The 16,716-nt window shown below is 72.7% G+C and carries 15 protein-coding genes and 1 pseudogene; 4 read left to right on the top strand and 12 right to left on the bottom strand.

The annotated features are described in order from the left end of the window. Positions 1-108: 108 nt before the first annotated feature. The 5 genes and pseudogenes from ICC28_RS04320 to infC form a co-directional block, all read right to left on the bottom strand. Positions 109-1,218, bottom strand: coding sequence for an ATP-binding protein (locus ICC28_RS04320; RefSeq protein ID WP_188287030.1), 1,110 nt, complete (start codon positions 1,216-1,218; stop codon positions 109-111). Between the two features lie 51 nt (positions 1,219-1,269). Further along, on the bottom strand, positions 1,270-2,121 hold the full coding sequence (locus tag ICC28_RS04325) for a TrmH family RNA methyltransferase (RefSeq protein WP_188287031.1): 852 nt from the start codon (positions 2,119-2,121) through the stop codon (positions 1,270-1,272). Positions 2,122-2,232: 111 nt separating this feature from the next. Continuing rightward, a complete protein-coding gene (rplT, locus tag ICC28_RS04330; RefSeq protein WP_006141703.1) occupies positions 2,233-2,616 on the bottom strand; it encodes a 50S ribosomal protein L20 in 384 nt (127 codons plus the stop codon). Positions 2,617-2,717: 101 nt separating this feature from the next. After that, on the bottom strand, positions 2,718-2,912 hold the full coding sequence (rpmI, locus tag ICC28_RS04335) for a 50S ribosomal protein L35 (protein ID WP_004933563.1): 195 nt from the start codon (positions 2,910-2,912) through the stop codon (positions 2,718-2,720). 109 nt (positions 2,913-3,021) lie between these two features. Beyond that, positions 3,022-3,694, bottom strand: a pseudogene (infC, locus tag ICC28_RS04340) (translation initiation factor IF-3). 337 nt (positions 3,695-4,031) lie between these two features. Between infC and ICC28_RS04345 the strand changes: the two are divergent. After that, on the top strand, positions 4,032-4,412 hold the full coding sequence (locus tag ICC28_RS04345; protein WP_188287032.1) for a DUF1844 domain-containing protein: 381 nt from the start codon (positions 4,032-4,034) through the stop codon (positions 4,410-4,412). Positions 4,413-4,416: 4 nt separating this feature from the next. Here ICC28_RS04345 and ICC28_RS04350 read toward each other — a convergent pair whose 3' ends face one another. Continuing rightward, positions 4,417-5,145: an SseB family protein gene (locus tag ICC28_RS04350; protein ID WP_188287033.1), complete on the bottom strand. Its 729-nt coding sequence runs from the start codon at positions 5,143-5,145 to the stop codon at positions 4,417-4,419. A gap of 150 nt (positions 5,146-5,295) precedes the next feature. On the opposite strand from ICC28_RS04350, the gene ICC28_RS04355 reads away from it, so the two are divergent. Further along, entirely contained in the window at positions 5,296-6,282 is a 987-nt protein-coding gene (locus ICC28_RS04355) for a serine hydrolase (RefSeq protein ID WP_188287034.1), read from the top strand. A 54-nt stretch (positions 6,283-6,336) separates the two neighbouring features. Here ICC28_RS04355 and mycP read toward each other — a convergent pair whose 3' ends face one another. Both mycP and ICC28_RS04365 read right to left on the bottom strand, forming a co-directional pair. Beyond that, entirely contained in the window at positions 6,337-7,503 is a 1,167-nt protein-coding gene (gene mycP / locus ICC28_RS04360) for a type VII secretion-associated serine protease mycosin (RefSeq protein WP_188287035.1), read from the bottom strand. Then, positions 7,500-8,318: a hypothetical protein gene (locus tag ICC28_RS04365; RefSeq protein WP_223188337.1), complete on the bottom strand. Its 819-nt coding sequence runs from the start codon at positions 8,316-8,318 to the stop codon at positions 7,500-7,502. Before ICC28_RS04365 ends, mycP begins: the two co-directional genes overlap by 4 nt. Before the next feature lie 1,604 nt (positions 8,319-9,922). Here ICC28_RS04365 and ICC28_RS04370 point away from each other — a divergent pair. Then, entirely contained in the window at positions 9,923-11,125 is a 1,203-nt protein-coding gene (locus ICC28_RS04370) for an amino acid deaminase/aldolase (RefSeq protein WP_188287036.1), read from the top strand. Here the strand turns inward: ICC28_RS04370 and ICC28_RS04375 are convergent. Genes ICC28_RS04375 through ICC28_RS04390 form a run of 4 tightly spaced genes read right to left on the bottom strand, consistent with a single transcriptional unit; the run spans position 11,122 to position 15,606 of the window. Beyond that, positions 11,122-12,054 (bottom strand): DUF2510 domain-containing protein, encoded by a 933-nt coding sequence (locus ICC28_RS04375; RefSeq protein WP_188287249.1) that lies wholly within the window; start codon positions 12,052-12,054, stop codon positions 11,122-11,124. The two genes, ICC28_RS04370 and ICC28_RS04375, sit on opposite strands and share 4 nt — an antisense overlap. Positions 12,055-12,080: 26 nt before the next feature. Next, the gene (locus ICC28_RS04380; protein WP_188287037.1) at positions 12,081-12,863 is read right to left on the bottom strand and encodes a 3-oxoacyl-ACP reductase; all 783 of its coding nucleotides are present in this window, start codon (positions 12,861-12,863) and stop codon (positions 12,081-12,083) included. Further along, a complete protein-coding gene (locus ICC28_RS04385; protein ID WP_223188338.1) occupies positions 12,860-14,233 on the bottom strand; it encodes an aldehyde dehydrogenase family protein in 1,374 nt (457 codons plus the stop codon). The genes ICC28_RS04380 and ICC28_RS04385 overlap by 4 nt, the downstream gene beginning before the upstream one ends. An 8-nt stretch (positions 14,234-14,241) precedes the next feature. Then, positions 14,242-15,606, bottom strand: a complete 1,365-nt coding sequence (locus ICC28_RS04390) for a glutamine synthetase family protein (RefSeq protein ID WP_188287039.1) — start codon at positions 15,604-15,606, stop codon at positions 14,242-14,244. A 281-nt stretch (positions 15,607-15,887) separates the two neighbouring features. Here ICC28_RS04390 and ICC28_RS04395 point away from each other — a divergent pair, with 281 nt between their 5' ends. Beyond that, on the top strand, positions 15,888-16,637 hold the full coding sequence (locus tag ICC28_RS04395; RefSeq protein WP_188287250.1) for a FadR/GntR family transcriptional regulator: 750 nt from the start codon (positions 15,888-15,890) through the stop codon (positions 16,635-16,637). The last annotated feature ends 79 nt before the right edge of the window (positions 16,638-16,716 follow it).

Here is a 16,716-nt window from a genome sequence, read left to right on the forward strand (position 1 = left end):
TGGCTGGCTGAAGGTCCCCGTCACGGACTCACAGGGCCGCGTGCAGGACACAAAGGTGCCAAAGGCCGAGTCTAACGGGGTGCAGGTGGACGAATGCGCCCGCGGCCGTCAGGCGAGATACGCCGGTGCGGCCACGGGCAACGTAAATCGGAACTCGGCGCCGCCGCCGGGGGCGCGGCCGACCGTGATGGTGCCGCCGTGGGCCTCGACGATGCCCTTGACGATGTAGAGCCCGAGGCCGGTGCCACCGCGCTTGCTGCCCCGCCAGAAGCGGGTGAAGACGCGGTTCATGGACTCCTCCGGGATGCCGGGCCCCTCGTCGCTCACCGTGACCGACGTACCTGCGTCCTCCCCCTCGCGGGGGGACGTCGTGGGCATGACGTCAATCGTGACGCGTCCCTCGCCGTGCCGCACGGCATTTTCCAGCAGGTTGCTGAGCACCTGGTCGATCTTGTCGGGGTCGGCCCACAGGTCGGGCAGCGGCTGCTCGGTGCGCAGCAGGAACCGGTCGGCGGGCTGGCCGGCGGCGACGTAGGCCTGGATGTGGCGGCCGACGGCGGCCGCGATGTCGACGGGCTGGCGCCGCACCTCCAGCCTGCCGGAGTCGATGCGGGAGATGTCCAGCAGTTCGGCGATGAGGCGGGTGACGCGGTCGGCATCGGCGTCGACGGTCTCCAGCATCAGCCGCTTCTGGTCGTCGGTGAACCTCTCCCACTTGGCGAGCAGCGTCGCCGTGAAGCCCTTGACGGAGGTGAGCGGGGAGCGCAGCTCGTGGGCGACGGTGGCGATCAGCTCGGCGTGGCTGCGCTCGGTGCGGCGGCGGGCCTCGGTGTCCCGCAGGGAGACCACGACCCGGCGGACGGGGCCGGTGGGCTCGGTGCGGACGTAGCGGGCCGAGACGAGCACTTCGCGGCCGCCGGGCAGCAGGAGGTTCCGCTCGGGCTGACGGACCCGGATGGCGAGGCCGCCGTAGGGGTCGGTGAGCTGCCACCAGCGGCGGCCCTCCAGGTCCTCTAACGGCAGCGCCTTCTCCAGCGGCTGTCCGAGGGCCTCGGCGGCGGGGACGGCGGCGATGCGCTCGGCGGCGGCGTTGAAGCAGATCACGCGCCCGTGTTCGTCGGCGACGACGAGCCCGTCGGGCAGGTCGTCGGGGTCGCACGCGTGAGCGGTGTACTCCCCGGCCCGTGCTCCCGGTACGCCGCTCGTGCCCACACTCATCCCCGTACCCCACCTCTCGACTGACCGAGGGGCCCCGAGCTGGTCACCCTACTAGCTGTGGGTGACGGAGCGGCACCCTCCGGAGGCGCGCTGTGCGCGGGCCGATGCGTAGAGACATACGGCGGCGGCGGTGGCGAGGTTCAGACTCTCGGCCTTTCCGTGGATGGGGACGCGCACGACGGCGTCCGCGAGCGCGCGGGTCTCCTCCGGGAGCCCCCAGGCCTCGTTGCCGAACACCCAGGCGGTCGGGCCGCCCATGGTGCCCTTGTCGAGCTCGTCGTCGAGGTCGTCCGTGCCGGCCCCGTCGGCGGCGAGGATGCGCGCCCCGGCCTCCTTGAGCCCGGCCACGGCCCGCTCGACGGGCACGCCGACGGCGACGGGCAGGTGGAACAGCGAGCCGACGGAGGCGCGTACGGCCTTGGGGTTGTACAGGTCCACGGAGGCGTCGGTCAGTACGACGGCCTCGGCGCCGGCGGCGTCGGCGCACCGCAGGACGGTGCCGGCGTTCCCGGGGTCGCGCACGTGGGCGAGGACGGCGACGAGCCGGGGGCGGGCGGCGAGGATCTCCTCGAAGGGGGTGTCGAGGAACCGGCAGACGCCGACCAGCCCCTGCGGGGTGACGGTGGTGGAGATGTCGGCGACGACCTGCTCGGAGGCGAGGTGGATCCGGGCGCCGACCTCGCGGGCCCGGCCGACGATGTCGGCGTAGCGCTCCGCGGCCTCGACGGTGGCGAACAGCTCGACGAGCGTGTCCGGCCGTGTCCCGGCCTCCCGCACGGCCTGCGGCCCCTCCGCGAGGAACAGCCGCTCCTTGCCCCGGAAGTTCCGCTTGGCCAGCCGCCGGGCGGCGGTGACGCGGGGGGACCGGGGGGAGATGAGGTCGGGGGCAGCGGCGGAGGGCATGCTCATCACTTTCGGCGACTACTTTCCATTACCAACACAACGGACCCGCAGGTGAAAACCCACGGGTCCGTCCAGTCACGTCGGCTTCACGCCGGCGCAGCCACGCGTGCGTCAGGCCGCCTTGGGGGCGTTGACGTCCGACGGCAGCGCCTTCTGGGCGACCTCGACGAGCGCGGCGAACGCGTTCGCGTCGTTGACGGCCAGCTCGGCGAGGATCTTGCGGTCGACCTCGACGTTGGCGGCCTTCAGGCCCTGGATGAAGCGGTTGTACGTGATGCCGTTGGCGCGGGCAGCGGCGTTGATGCGCTGGATCCACAGCTGGCGGAAGTCACCCTTGCGCTTCTTGCGGTCGTTGTAGTTGTAGACCAGCGAATGGGTGACCTGCTCCTTGGCCTTGCGGTACAGGCGCGAACGCTGGCCACGGTAGCCGGAGGCCTGCTCCAGGATCGCCCGGCGCTTCTTGTGGGCGTTGACTGCCCGCTTGACGCGTGCCACTTTTTAACTCCTTGTAGCGGGGCCGTGGTTGGACTCACACGGCCCGGGTTCGAATGGGTCCCGGTCCTGACGTACGGCGCTCACGGGGAGCGCCGGGTACGTCACTTGCCGAGAAGCTTCTTGATCTTCGCGGCGTCGCCCGGGGCCATCTCGGCGTTGCCGGTGAGGCGACGCGTCACGCGGGACGACTTGTGCTCAAGCAGGTGGCGCTTGCCGGCGCGCTCACGGAGCACCTTGCCGGAGCCGGTGACCTTGAAGCGCTTGCTGGCACCGCTGTGCGACTTGTTCTTCGGCATAGCGCCGTTCTCTCCTCGTCGGTGGCGCTCCGGTGCCCGGTCGTGAAACCGGGCACATGGAGCGTCGCTCTTGTTTCGGTTGTGTCCTGGGGACTTGCGTCCCCCGGGATCACGCCTCGGCGGAAGCCTCGGCAGGGGCCTCGGCGCTCTCGGTCTCCGCGACGTTCTGCGACTTGCCGGGGTTGGCCTTCGCGTCTGCCTTGCGGGCTTCCTGCGCCTGGCGGGCCTCGGCCATCGCCTCGGTCTTCTTCTTGTGCGGACCGAGAACCATGATCATGTTGCGGCCGTCCTGCTTCGGGTTCGACTCGACGAAACCGAGGTCCTGGACGTCCTCCGCGAGGCGCTGCAGCAGTCGGTAGCCCAGCTCGGGCCGGGACTGCTCGCGACCACGGAACATGATCGTGATCTTGACCTTGTCGCCCTGCTTGAGGAACCGGACGACGTGACCCTTCTTGGTGTCATAGTCGTGCGGGTCGATCTTCGGCCGGAGCTTCATCTCCTTGATGACCGTGTGCGCCTGGTTCTTGCGCGCCTCACGGGCCTTCATGGCCGACTCGTACTTGAACTTCCCGTAGTCCATGAGCTTGCACACGGGCGGACGGGCGTTCGCCGCGACCTCGACCAGGTCCAGGTCGTACTCCTGCGCAAGCTCCAGTGCCTTGGCCAGCGGGACAATGCCCACCTGCTCGCCACTGGGACCGACAAGTCGCACCTCGGGAACGCGAATCCGGTCGTTGATGCGGGGCTCGGCGCTGATGGATCCTCCTCGGTTAGCACCACACGGCGGTCTGGCGGACAGCCGCGTATGTCTTCGTTCGTGAGACCTAACCGCGCCGAAGCACAAAAAATGCCCCGGACGATCACAGGCGGGGCTCCAAAACACTACCGGAGCACCGACGCGATGACCGCGGGGCGCAATTTCGGACGACTCCATCGTCCGTACGGAACGATGGTGGCCGCCTGACCGGGTGACCCGCCGCCCCGGGGGACGGTCAGGTGGGAGATCGGAGCCTCCACTTGTGGGCCGAGCACATGAGTGTCCGGCCGGTCGTTACACAAGGTTAGCAGCTACCCGGGGGCCGTGCGAATCCTCGTACACCTGGGCCTATCGTGTGGGACATGAGTGACACCCCTGCCGAATCCCCCGAGGCGCAGTCTCCCGAGGCTCCCGGCTTCGACGAGATGACCCGTGACATCGCCGAGGTCCCCGCCGTCGAGGTCATCGTGACGGTCGCCGTCAACCTGATGAGCGCCGCCGCCGTGAAGCTCGGTCTGACCGAGGAGGGCGACAAGTACAAGGACCTGGACGAGGCCCGCAAGCTGGTCTCCGCCCTCGCCGGCCTCCTCGACGCGAGCACGACGGAGATCAGCTCGTTCCACGCGGCGCCGCTGCGGGACGGCCTGAAGTCGCTCCAGCTGGCCTTCCGCGAGGCCTCCCTCGTCCCCGACGAGCCGGGCCAGGGCCCGGGCGAGAAGTACACGGGCCCGATCTACGGCTAGACCGTTACCGCACATACAGGGGCTCGCCCGGTGGCGTCGCCTCGGCCGGCAGGAGTGCCAGGTCGAGGCCGCGCACCAGGCGGGCCCTCAGTGTTTCGTCGGCGGCGAGCCGCTCGGCGACCGCACGGGCGGCCTCCGCCGGGGCGGCGGCCGGGTCCAGGACGAGGGCGAGGGTGCCGTCGGCCTGTCCGGGCCCGAGGTGGGCGCGGAGCACGGCCGACTCGGCGGCCACCGCCGCCCGCACCGCCTCGACCACCGCCGGGTCGGCGAGCGGATCGGCCGTCGTACGCCCCTCCGCGACCGCCAGCAGCGCGGACCCCGTCAGCTCGAACGGCACCGGCCCCGCCATGTCCAGCACCACCGTGTCCGCCTTCTCGTGCGCGGCGGCCTCCAGCGCCTGGTGCAGGTGTACGGCGACGGGGCGGGCCGCCGGGTCCCAGCGGGCGAGGGAGTCGGTGGAGGTGAAGGCGGGCAGCGCCTTGCGGTCGCCGGCCCGCAGCGTCGGTACGGCCATGTCGCTGGTCTTCTCCCGGCGCAGCCCGTTCTCGTCCTCCTCGACCTCGCCGAGCACGGCGACGACCGGGACGAGCAGCCGGGCGCCCCTGAGCGCCCCGAGGACGGGCTCCAGGGCGGTGCGGTCCTCGGCCCAGGCCGCGAGCGCCGCGCTCAGCCGGGGGTCGGCGGAGCCGTCGTCGTCGGGGAAGGGAGAGTCGGGAATGTTCTTGTTCGCCACGGTCCTCGACCCTATCGGGGGGATCCTGCTGCGCCTGTGCGGCCCCGGAAACGCGCCCGTGACGCCGCTCACGGAAGTCTCAGGTTTCCTTGACACACATCTAACGTCCGTCTAACGGCAGGCACAGTCGCCGGTCCGAGCATCGCGGGCATGGAGTCCTCCAGAGCGCGTCGCGACCGTCGTATCCCCCTGGTGCACATCGCCGCTCTCGCCGTCGTGGCCGCCGTCGGGGCCACGGCCGCGGGGACGGTGTACGTGCAGGCCCAGGCGCACGCTCCTACGGGCGCGGCGGGCGCCGTATCGTCGTCGGCGACGCCCTCGACGGTCGCGGTGAGCGAGGAGGCCCCTGTGGAACGCGTGGCGCAGCCGACGGCGGATCCGGACGCGCTCCTGACGGAGGCGATGGAGTCGGTGAGCGTCGAGGAGGGGGCGGAGGTGTCGGTGGCGGTGCTGGACCTCGCGTCCGGTGCGAGCGCCTCGTACGGGGACGGGTCCTTCGACACCGCGAGCGTCGTCAAGGTGAACGTCCTGGCGGCGCTGCTGCTCCAGGCGCAGGACGCGGGGCGGGAGCTCGGTCCGGCGGAGCGGGAGTACGCCGCCGCGATGATCGAGCACAGCGACAACGACGCCACGTCGGTGCTGTGGGAGACAATCGGGCGGGCGGAGGGGCTGGCCGCCGCGAACGAACGGTTCGGGCTGACCTCGACCGAGGGCGGGGACGGTGCGCTGTGGGGGCTCACCCAGACCACTGCGGCCGACCAACTGACACTGCTCCGGCAGGTGTTCGGGGACGAGTCGGAACTGAACGCGGCATCGCGGACGTACCTGCAAGAGCTGATGGGGCGGATCGCCGCCGGTCAGCGGTGGGGCGTGTCGGCCGCTGCCGACGGCGCGGCCTGGGCGCTGAAGAACGGCTGGCTCCCCCGGAGCACGACCGGGCTGTGGGACATCAACAGCATCGGGCGGGTGACGACCGAGGACGGGCGCGACTTCCTGGTCGCGGTCCTGTCCGACGGGCATACGACGAAGGCGGCCGGGGTGGCGGCGGTGGAGGCGGCCGCCAGGGCGGCGGTGTCGGTTCTCGCGGAGTCCTCGCGCGGGACGAGTGACGTCACCTACGGTGCGGCGGCGCCCTGACGGGGCGCCGGGCTGTGCCGGCCATGCGGCTCCGCGGCGCTTCCAGCGGAGCGCTCAGTAGCCGTCGGAGTCGGTGCGGCGGCTACGCCACAGGGTGACCGCGGCGACCAGGAGGACTCCTCCGGTGCTGCCGGCCAAGGGGGCCGCCCAGTCCGACGTGTGGTCCTCGGGTTTCTCGGTGTCGGGGCCGGAGCCGAAGTAGCGCTCGCCGTATGCGGCCGCCTGCAGGCGCTCGGGTTCGAGGGCGGCGGCCTTCTTGAGGGCGGCGGCCGGATCGACGAAGCCGTAGCCCCGGGAGTCGTCGCGGCCGCCCGCGGGGGCGTTGCGGGCGGTGTCCTCCAGGAGCGTCTTGATCTGGGCCGGGGTCAGGTCCGGGTGGGCGGACTTGACGAGGGCGGCGGCGCCGGAGACGAAGGCCGCGGCGGCGCTCGTGCCCCAGCCCTCGTAGTACTTGCGGTCGGGGTCGGCGATGACGACGTCCACGCCGGGGGCGCTGACCGTGGCGTACCAGCGGCGGGTGGAGAAGGAGGCGCGGGTGCCGAACTTGTCGACGGCGGTCGCGGCGATCACGCCCGGGTAGGCGGCCGGGTAGGAGATGCGGTCGCCCTTCTCGCCGCCGTTGCCGGCGGAGGCCACGACGACGACGCCCTTCTCCAGGGCGTACTGCACGGCCTCGTCCTCGGCCGATTCCGGGTGGGCGGACTTGGAGTCGTCGCCCAGGGAGAGGTTGATGACGTCGGCGCCGTGGTCGGCGGCCCAGCGGATGCCGTCGGCGAGGGCGTTGCCGCGGCTGGTGCGGGCCTTGGCGCGGGCGGAGTCGCCGTCCTCCAGGATCACGCGGACGGGGAGGATCTTCGCCTCGGGGGCGATGCCCATGACGCCGTCGGCGCCCGCGTAGCCGTGTCCGTGACCGGCGATGATGCCGGCCATGGCGGTGCCGTGGCGGGCCCAGGCGCGGTCGCCGCGCTGGGCTCCGAAGCCGACGAGGTCCTTGCCGGCGAGGACGTTGCCGGCGAGGTCGGGGTGTTCGTCGTCGACGCCGGTGTCCAGGACGGCGACGGTGACGCCCTCGCCCTTGGTGGTCTGCCAGGCCTCCTGGGTGTGCATGGCCTCCAGGGCCCACTGCTTGGCGCGGATGCCGTCGGCGTGGGCGGTGGTGGCGGGGACCAGGGCGAGGGAGGCGGCGAGGAGGACGCCGAGGAGGCCGGTACGGGTCTTCATGAGGGCTGCTCCGTGGCGGCGGAGCCGACGTTCCGGCGCAGGGCGCGTTCGATGCGGTCGGCGAGGCCCTGCGCCTCGTGACCGAGGCCGGCCTGGGCCACGGCCGTGCCGGCGCCGGACTCCATGGCGGCCTCGGCGGGCTGCGCCTCGTCGACGGTGCGGCCGTCGGCCCAGCCGGAGACGGCGTAGACGACGACGGGGGCGTCGGTGAGGACGGAGACGGTCCAGGAGGCACGCTGTTCGGTGCCGAAGGCGGCGGCGACGGTGTCCTGCGCGGCGTACGGGCGGGGCATCAGGTCGCGGCGCCGGTCGAGGCCCTCCTTGGTGAACCGGGTGTCGAGGGCGGTCATGGCGGTGGCGTCGGCCTTGGTGAACAGCAGGCCGACGGTGGTGACGTAGCTCTGGGTGGCGTCGGTGTAGGTGGCGCGCAGCAGCCGTTCGCAGCCGACCGGTGCGAGGGCCTTGCGCAGGAGGGGATCGAAGGCGCCCTTGCAGCCGCTGTCCGGCGCGACGGCGATACGGGTCCAGGTACGGTCGGCGTCGCCGGGTCCGGCGCCCTTGCCCGCGACGCTGGGCGGGAACAGGGTGTCGACCGGCACGCTGTGCCACAGGCTCTTGGCGGTGGCGAAGGAGTCGCGGGCGCCGGCCGCCGCCGAGTCCCCCACCAGCCAACTGCCGGTCACGGCACCGCCCACGAGGCCCAGGCCGAGCACGAGACACGCGGCGGCCGCGGCGGTACGCGGCCCGATCCGCACCCCGATCGGCCGCGGCCGCGCCGGCCCGTCGTACCCCTCGGGTTCCCCGAACGACACCACGGGCCGCGTCGCACTCCAGGAGAGCGCGGGGTCCGGACCGACGGACGGCCCCACGGCCCCCCGCCCCACGCCGACCCCCGTCGAGCCGGACTCGGGGACCGGGCCCGGACGTGCGCCTGCCCCCGCCGAGCCCGACCCGGAAACCCGGGTCAGGCCCGAGACCGGCTCCGAGGAGCCCCCGGTGGAGGGCGCCTCCGCCGGGACCGGCCGCAGGCGCGCGGTCGTCTCCACGGGCGCGACGACGGGACGCGGCGGCACTGTCTGCCCCGGCGCCGGACGACTTGTCCCGGCGGGCGGAGCGTCCGGGAAACGGGGTGGCCGCCCGATGCCCGGCGACGCGGCGGTCCGGGCAGCGGTCGGCGGGTCCGGGAACCGCGTAGAGGGTCTGGGCGGGGGCGGAACAACGGGAGCGCGGTCACCCTGAGTGGACGGGGAGCGCAGGGACGGAAAGCGGGGCGGAGTAACGGATTCCCGGCTTCCGCGCCCCGCCGCCGAGCGCGGGGCGTCGACGGGCCCCTCCGGGAAGACCGCAGACGAAGCAGGATTCCCCCCGCCCATCGGCGGGCGCGGGGCACCGACACGTCGCTCCGGGAAAGCCGGGGGCGAGGCCGGGGGCTGACTCCCCCGATCCACGGCCGCACGCGAGGCGTCGGCGGTCCGCCCCGAGAAAGCCGCAGACGAACCAGCGGACCGATCCCCGCGACCCGTCGCCGAACGCGGAGCATCAGCGGCCCGCTCCGAGAAGACCGCAGACGAACCAGAGGCCTCATCCCCGCGACCCACCGACGCACGCGGGGCATCAGCGGGCCGCTCCGGGAAGACCGCAGACGAGCCAGGGGCCTGGTCCCCCCGGCCCACCGACGCACGCGGAGCATCAGCGGGCCGCTCCGGGAAAGCCGCAGCCGAACCAGCGGACCGATCACCCCGACCCACCGACACACGCGAAGTGCCACCGGGCCGCTCGGAGAAGGCCCGAGACGAACCAGAGGGCCCATCCCCCCGATCCGTCGGCGGACGCGGAGCATCAGCGGGCCGCTCCGGGAAGACCGCAGACGAGCCAGGGGCCTGGTCCCCCCGGCCCACCGACGCACGCGGAGCATCAGCGGGCCGCTCCGGGAAGGCCCTAGGCGGGTCGGCGAGCTGGCTCTCCCGGTCTGCCGACGCATGCGGAGCGTCAGCGGGCCGCTCCGGGAAAGCCGCGGGCGCGGCAGTGGAGCGGCTCCCCGGGTCTGCAGGCGGGCGTGCGGTGTCGGGGGATTGCGGTTGTGTCGGGGGCTCGGTGGACGGGGCCGGTGGATGGGTGGGGCGTGGGGGAACGAGGGGGCGTTGGGGTTCCGTGTTCATGCGCCCCCCGTTTCCTCTGCCCCGCCTGTCCTGGTGTGCGGGCCCTCGTCCGTTCGCCCCGGCCCGGTGCGGAGCCGGCCGTCCCGGGCACATCTACCCGCACGGGCAGTCCGGCATCCCGGCGACGGGTGCGTACGTCTCGTGCGTGCGCGTCACTCTACGGGTTGATACCGGCCGGACGGGAACCAGTCCGCGAGGCCGGGGCTTTAGCCCGGATCGTCCCCCTACCCTGCGTTGATCGGGTCTGGCAGGCTTCGTTCATGACTGCGCGCGCCGCCGACCGGGCCCGTTACGACCGGGCCACCGCCCATCTCGACGCCCCGCTGGCGATCGTGGATCTGGAGGCCTTCGACGCCAACGCGGACGATCTCGTCCGCCGCGCCGGCGGCAAGTCGATCCGGGTGGCCAGCAAGTCCGTACGCTGTCGGGCCCTGCTCGAACGCGTCCTGGCGAAGGACGGCTTCGCCGGGATCATGTCCTTCACCCTCGACGAGTCGCTGTGGCTGGCCCGGTCGGGGTTCGACGACGTCCTGCTCGCCTACCCGTCCGCGGACCGCGCCGGGTTCGCGGAGCTCACGGCCGATCCCAAGCTCGCCTCCGCCGTCACCGTGATGATCGACGATCCGGCGCAGCTCCGGTTCATCGACGAGGCCCGGGACGGGGGCCGTGAGGTCGTACGGGTCTGTCTGGAGCTGGACACCTCGCTGCGGCTGCTCGGCGGGCGGGTACGGGTGGGCGCCCGGCGTTCGCCCCTGCACTCCCCCGCCCAGGTGGCCGACATGGCGCGGCTGGTGGCCGGGCGGCCAGGGTTCGAGGTCGTGGGGATCATGGCGTACGAGGGACACATCGCCGGTGTAGGTGACGCCGTCCGCGGGCATCCGCTGCGTTCGCGGGCGGTGCGGCTGATGCAGGCCACCGCGCGCCGGGAGCTGGCCGCCCGGCGGGCGGAGGTGGTGCGCGCCGTTCGGGCCCTGGTGCCGGGGCTCGAGTTCGTCAACGGCGGCGGCACGGGCAGTGTGCAGCACACCGCGGCGGAGGACGCCGTCACCGAGATCGGCGCGGGTTCGGGGCTGTATGTGCCGCGGCTGTTCGACAACTACACGTCCTTCAGCGGGCGCCCGGCCGCGTTGTTCGCCCAGCCCGTCGTACGGCGGCCCGGGGTCGGCGTGGTGACCGTCCTCGGCGGCGGCTACCCGGCCTCCGGCGCCCCCGGCCCCGACCGGCTCCCGGTGCCGTACCTGCCGGAGGGGCTGCGCTACGACCCCCAGGAGGGGGCCGGCGAGGTGCAGACGCCGCTGCTCGGCTCCCCCGCCGACGACCTGCTGATCGGCGACAAGGTGTGGTTCCGGCACGCCAAGGCGGGCGAGCTGTGCGAGCGGTTCGCGGCGCTGCATCTCGTCGAGGGCGACACGGTGACGGCGACCGTGCCGACGTACCGGGGCGAGGGCCGCACGTTCCTCTAGGGCTTGTCCGGGCCCACACTGTTGCCGACCCCGCCGCCCCCGTCGGGGTCGGAGACGGACCGGATGCCCTTGGTGATCAGGTCCATGTCGGACAGCGGCGGGCCGTCGGCGCCCGCGTCGAAGTAGTAGCGGACGCAGACCGGTGACTCGGTGCCGACGCGGGACGGGAAGACCGTCGACTGGACGTAGCCGCCGGGCCCCTCGGCGGTCCTGACCCGCCAGCGCACGAAGTAGCCGGCCCGGCCGGCCACCGCGACGGGGCCGGACTTGACGAGTTCGTGGGACTCGATGCCGCCGTAGGGGCGCTTGTCGAGCAGGTCGCGGTCGTACGCCGCGTCGGCCGCCTCCGGGATGTCCCGCTTGGCGAGGGTCTCGGGGGACGTCTCGCCGCCCGAGGTCGGCATCGTGCGGGAGACGACCCGGCCGCGGTGGCAGAAGCCGCCGTCGCCGGGGCAGTCGTAGGTGCCGTCGGTGGTCATGACGACGTCGCTCTCGGAGACGTACTTGGGCCGGACCCAGCCTTCGGGCAACGGCAGGGTGATGCCGTTGAGTTCGTCGACCACGACGGCCGGGTCGTCGGCGGACGGCTCCTCGGTGGTCGGTGACGTGGGCTCGGTCGTCGGGGGCTCGGTCGTCGGGGGCGCGGTGTAGTACGTGGGCCCTGTGTCGGTCTGGGCGCCGTCGGTGTCGTCGCCGGAGCGCAGGGCGACCGCGCCGGTGACGATCGCCGCGACGAGGACGACTCCGGCGGTGGTGAGGGCGACGGCCTTGGCGCGTCCGGACGCGGGGTTGCCGGCGGACGGCGGGCCCGGCACCGGCGGCCCCGCGACCTCGGGTGCGCGCCGGTGCTCGGTCCAGGCCGTGCCGTCCCACCAGCGCTCCAGATGGGGAGCGTGGGGATCGCGGTACCAGCCGGGCGGGGGCGTCATGCTCATCCGGGCACTGTAGGACGCGCCTACAGCGGCGTGACGTACGCCCCCGAGATTCCGCCGTCCACCAGGAAGTCGGTGGCGTTCACGAAGGCGGAGTCGTCGCTGGCCAGGAAGGCGACGGCGGCGGCGATCTCCTCGGCCTCGGCGAATCGGCCGACCGGAATGTGGACGAGGCGGCGGGCCGCGCGCTCCGGGTCCTTGGCGAACAGCTCCTGCAGCAGGGGCGTGTTCACCGGGCCCGGGCAGAGCGCGTTGACGCGGATGCCCTCGCGGGCGAACTGCACGCCCAGCTCGCGGGACATGGCCAGGACGCCGCCCTTGGACGCGGTGTACGAGATCTGGCTGGTCGCCGCGCCCATCCTGGCCACGAACGAGGCCGTGTTGATGATGGAGCCCTTGCCCTGCCGCTGCATGTAGGGGATGGCGGCCTTGCAGCACAGGTAGACGGAGGTGAGGTTGACCTCCTGGACGCGCTTCCAGGCCTCCAGGCCGGTCTCCAGGATGGAGTCGTCGTCGGGCGGGGAGATGCCGGCGTTGTTGAAGGCGATGTCGACGCTGCCGTAGGTGTCGTAGGCCGTCCTGAACAGGGCCTCCACCTGCTCGGGGTCGGTGACGTCGACCTTCACGAAGATCCCGCCGACCTCCTCGGCGGCGGCCTTGCCGCGCTGTTCGTCGACGTCGCCGCAGACGACGTGCGCGCCTTCGGAGGCCAGGCGGCGGGCGGTGGCGAGGCCGATGCCGCTGCCGGCTCCGGTGATGACGGCCGTACGGCCCACCAGGCGGCGGCAGATGATTTCGTCAGTCACTGTGCGGGGCCCTCCGTGCTGATGAAGACGTTCTTGGTTTCGGTGAAGGCGGTCAGGGCGTCCGGGCCGAGCTCGCGGCCGATGCCGGACTGCTTGAAGCCGCCGAAGGGGGTCCAGTAGCGGACGCTGGAGTGGGAGTTGACGGACAGGTTTCCGGCGCGGACCGCCTGCGAGACGCGCAGGGCGCGGCCCACGTCGCGGGTCCAGATGGAGCCGGACAGGCCGTAGTCCGTGGCGTTGGCCAGCTGGACCGCCTCCGCCTCGTCCTCGAAGGGGAGGACTACGGCGACGGGGCCGAAGACCTCCTCGACGGCCACGCGCGCGCGGGGGTCGACGTCGGTCAGGACGGTGGGCGGGAACCAGAAGCCGGGGCCCTCGGGGGCCTTGCCGCGAATGCCTTCGGCGCCCTCGGGGACGTAGGAGCGCACCCGCTCCAGCTGGGCCCTGGAGATCAGCGGGCCCATGTCCGTCCTCTCGTCGGCCGGGTCGCCGACGCGGACGGCGCCGACGGCCGGGGTCAGCAGCTCAAGGAAGCGGTCGTAGGCGCTGCGCTGGACGAGGATGCGGGTGCGGGCGCAGCAGTCCTGGCCGGAGTTGTCGAGGAAGGACATGGGGGCTGCCTGGGCGGCGGCTTCGAGGTCGGCGTCGGCGAAGACGATGTTGGGGCTCTTGCCGCCGAGTTCGAGGGTGACGCGCTTGAGCAGGGCGGAGCCCTTGGCAAGCACCTGTTTGCCCACGGTCGTGGACCCGGTGAAGACGATCTTCGCGACGCCGGGGTGTTCGACGAGGGCGTTTCCGGCGACGGGGCCGTGGCCGGGCAGCACCTGGAACAGGCCTTCGGGAAGGCCTGCCGCCAGGGCGAGTTCGGCGAGGCGGAGGGCGGTGAGGGGGGTCGTCTCGGCGGGCTTGAGGAGCACCGCGTTGCCGGCGGCGAGCGCGGGGGCGGTGCCCCAGGCCGCGATGGGCATGGGGAAGTTCCAGGGAGCGATGACGCCGACGACGCCGAGCGGTTCGAGGATGGTCACGTCCAGGCCGCCGGGGACCGGGATCTGGCGGCCGGTCAGCCGTTCCACTCCGCCGGCCGCGTAGTCCAGCAGGTCACGGACGTTGCCCGCCTCCCAGCGGGCGTTGCCGACGGTGTGGCCGGCCTCGGTCACCTCCAGCCGGGCGAGTTCTTCGAGGTGTTCGTCGACGGCGACGGCGAACCGCCGCAGCAGCCGGGCGCGGTCCGCGGGCGCGAGGGCGGCCCAGGACGCCTGTGCCTTCGTGGCGCGTACGACGGCGGCGTCGACGTCGGCCGCGGTGGCGGCCGGGACGGTGGCGACGACCTCTTCGGTGGCCGGGTTCAGTACCTGGAGCTGGTCGGACAAGAAGGGCCTCACATGCGTTCGAAGGAGCGGCGGAGCTCCCAGTCGGTGACGGCGGCGTCGAAGGCGTCCAGTTCGACGCGCGCCATGTTCCGGTAGTGCGCGACGACCTCGTCGCCGAAGGCGGCCTTGGCGAGGGGGCTGTTCTCCCACAGCTCGGCGGCCTCGCGGAGGGTGGTGGGGACGTGCGCGAAGTCGGCGGTGTAGGCGTTGCCGGGGCAGGCCTCGGGCAGTTCCAGCCGCTGCTCGATGCCGTACAGGCCGGCGGCCACCATGCCCGCGACCGCGAGGTGGGGGTTGACGTCGCCGCCGGGCAGCCGGTTCTCGAAGCGCATCGAGCGGCCGTGGCCGACCACCCGCAGGGCGCAGGTGCGGTTGTCGTGGCCCCAGGCGACGGCGGTCGGGGCGAAGGAGCCCGGCTGGAACCGCTTGTAGGAGTTGATGTTGGGGGCGTACAGGAGCGAGAAGTCCCGCAGGGCGGCCAGTTGCCCGGCGAGGAAGTGCCGCATGACGTCGGACATGCCGCCTTCGCCGTCCCCGGCCATGGCGTTGGTGCCGTCGGCGTCGGCGAGCGAGAGGTGGATGTGGCAGGAGTTGCCCTCGCGCTCGTTGTACTTGGCCATGAAGGTGATCGAGACGCCCTCCTGGGCGGCGATCTCCTTGGTGCCGGTCTTGTAGATCGCGTGCTGGTCGCAGGTGACCAGGGCCTCGTCGTACTTGAAGGCGATCTCGTGCTGGCCGGGGTTGCACTCGCCCTTGGCGGACTCGACGGTGAGGCCGGCGGCGGCCATTTCGTTGCGGATGCGGCGCAGCAGCGGCTCGATACGGCCGGTGCCCAGTACCGAGTAGTCGATGTTGTACTGGTTGGCCGGGGTCAGCCCCCGGTAGCCGGCGTCCCAGGCCTGCTCGTAGGTGTCCTTGAAGACGATGAACTCCAGCTCGGTGCCGACCTGGGCGGTGTAGCCGAGTTCGGCGAGGCGGTCCAGCTGGCGGCGCAGGATCTGGCGGGGGGCGGCGGCCACCGGGGAGCCGTCGCTCCAGGCGAGGTCGGCGACGAGCATGGCCGTGCCCTCGTTCCAGGGGACGCGGCGCAGGGTGTCGAGGTCCGGGTGCATGGCGAAGTCGCCGTAGCCGCGGTCCCAGGAGGACATGGCGTAGCCGTCGACGGTGTTCATCTCGGCGTCGACGGCGAGCAGGTAGTTGCAGCCCTCGGTGCCGTGGTGGAGGACCTCGTCAAGGAAGAAGCGGGCGGCGAACCGCTTGCCCTGCAGCCGCCCTTGCATGTCGGGGAAGGCCAGGACGACAGTGTCGATCTCACCGCCGGCGACGAGGGCGTGCAGCTCCTCGACGCCGAGCGGGGGTGTGCGGTCTGCCACGGGAAAGCCTCCTTCAGGCTTCTTCGGTCAGCCGGGAGCCATAAGGTATTGCCATGGACCATTGATTGGGAAGGGGGTTCCGCCACATGTCGCAGGAGGCGGGCACGGAGCACACGCCCGAGGCGGGCGCCGGGCAGGCGCGGGGGGCCGGCGCGGGGCAGGCGCGGGGGGCCGGCGCGGGGCACGTGCGGGAGGCGACCTCGGGACCCGCGCGGGAGGCGCATCCCGACCGCGTGCGGGAGACGGTTGCGGGGCGCGTGCGGGAGACGGTTGCGGGGCGCGTGCGGGAGGCGGCTCCGGAACACGGCGCGCTGCCCGTGGCCGACGACCGGCTGACGTCGGTCCTGCGGCCGGTGCGGGCCGGGAACGGCTTCGAGGAGGCCCTGGAGCAGATCCTCCAGGTGGTCAGGCTCGGCCTGGTGCCGGGCGGCGAGCGGCTGCCGGCCGAGCGCGAGCTGGCGGACCGGCTGGGCATCAGCCGGGTGACGCTGCGCGAGGTGCTGAAGGTGCTCCAGGACCAGGGCCTGGTCGAGTCCCGGCGCGGACGCTACGGCGGCACGTTCGTGCTGCCGCGCGCCGAGACGCCCGGCGAGGAGGAACTGCGCCGCCGTCTGAAGGACGTGGACGTCGAGGACACGCTGCGCTTCCGCGAGGTGCTGGAGGTGGGCGCGGCAGGGCTGTGCGCGGCGCACGGGCTGGACGAGGAGCAGGCCGGGCGGCTGCGCGAGGCGCTGGCGCGCACGCACGACGCCCCGCTGACCGAGTACCGCCGCCTGGACACGCTGCTGCACCTGACCCTCGCCGAGCTGTCCGGCTCCCCCAGCCTCACCACCCAGTACGCGGCCGTACGCGCCTCGGTGAACGACCTGCTGGACTGCATCCCGCTGCTCGTACGGAACCTGGAGCACTCCCAGCGCCAGCACACCGCGCTGGTGGAGGCCGTGATCGAGGGGAACGCCGAGTGCGCGCGGGAGATCATGCGCGAGCACTGCGCGGGTACGGCGGCGCTGTTGCGCGGCTTCCTCGGATGAGCGCGGACGAGCACGGATTTACCGACGCTTAACGCAGGGGTATTGCTTTCCCGCGGCGGCACCGCAAAGGTATGGCTCC

The organism is Streptomyces sp. TRM68416, from assembly GCF_014596915.1.
Taxonomy (GTDB): domain Bacteria; phylum Actinomycetota; class Actinomycetes; order Streptomycetales; family Streptomycetaceae; genus Streptomyces.

What these genes read in the sequence shown, in the direction of transcription:
- rpmI (WP_004933563.1), bottom strand. Translation starts at nt 2,912, where the DNA reads ATGCCGAAGAACAAGTCGCACAGCGGTGCCAGCAAGCGCTTCAAGGTC.
- ICC28_RS04320 (WP_188287030.1), bottom strand. Translation starts at nt 1,218, where the DNA reads ATGAGTGTGGGCACGAGCGGCGTACCGGGAGCACGGGCCGGGGAGTAC.
- mycP (WP_188287035.1), bottom strand. Translation starts at nt 7,503, where the DNA reads ATGAAGACCCGTACCGGCCTCCTCGGCGTCCTCCTCGCCGCCTCCCTC.
- ICC28_RS04345 (WP_188287032.1), top strand. Translation starts at nt 4,032, where the DNA reads ATGAGTGACACCCCTGCCGAATCCCCCGAGGCGCAGTCTCCCGAGGCT.
- ICC28_RS04355 (WP_188287034.1), top strand. Translation starts at nt 5,296, where the DNA reads ATGGAGTCCTCCAGAGCGCGTCGCGACCGTCGTATCCCCCTGGTGCAC.
- ICC28_RS04325 (WP_188287031.1), bottom strand. Translation starts at nt 2,121, where the DNA reads ATGCCCTCCGCCGCTGCCCCCGACCTCATCTCCCCCCGGTCCCCCCGC.
- ICC28_RS04370 (WP_188287036.1), top strand. Translation starts at nt 9,923, where the DNA reads ATGACTGCGCGCGCCGCCGACCGGGCCCGTTACGACCGGGCCACCGCC.
- ICC28_RS04375 (WP_188287249.1), bottom strand. Translation starts at nt 12,054, where the DNA reads ATGACGCCCCCGCCCGGCTGGTACCGCGATCCCCACGCTCCCCATCTG.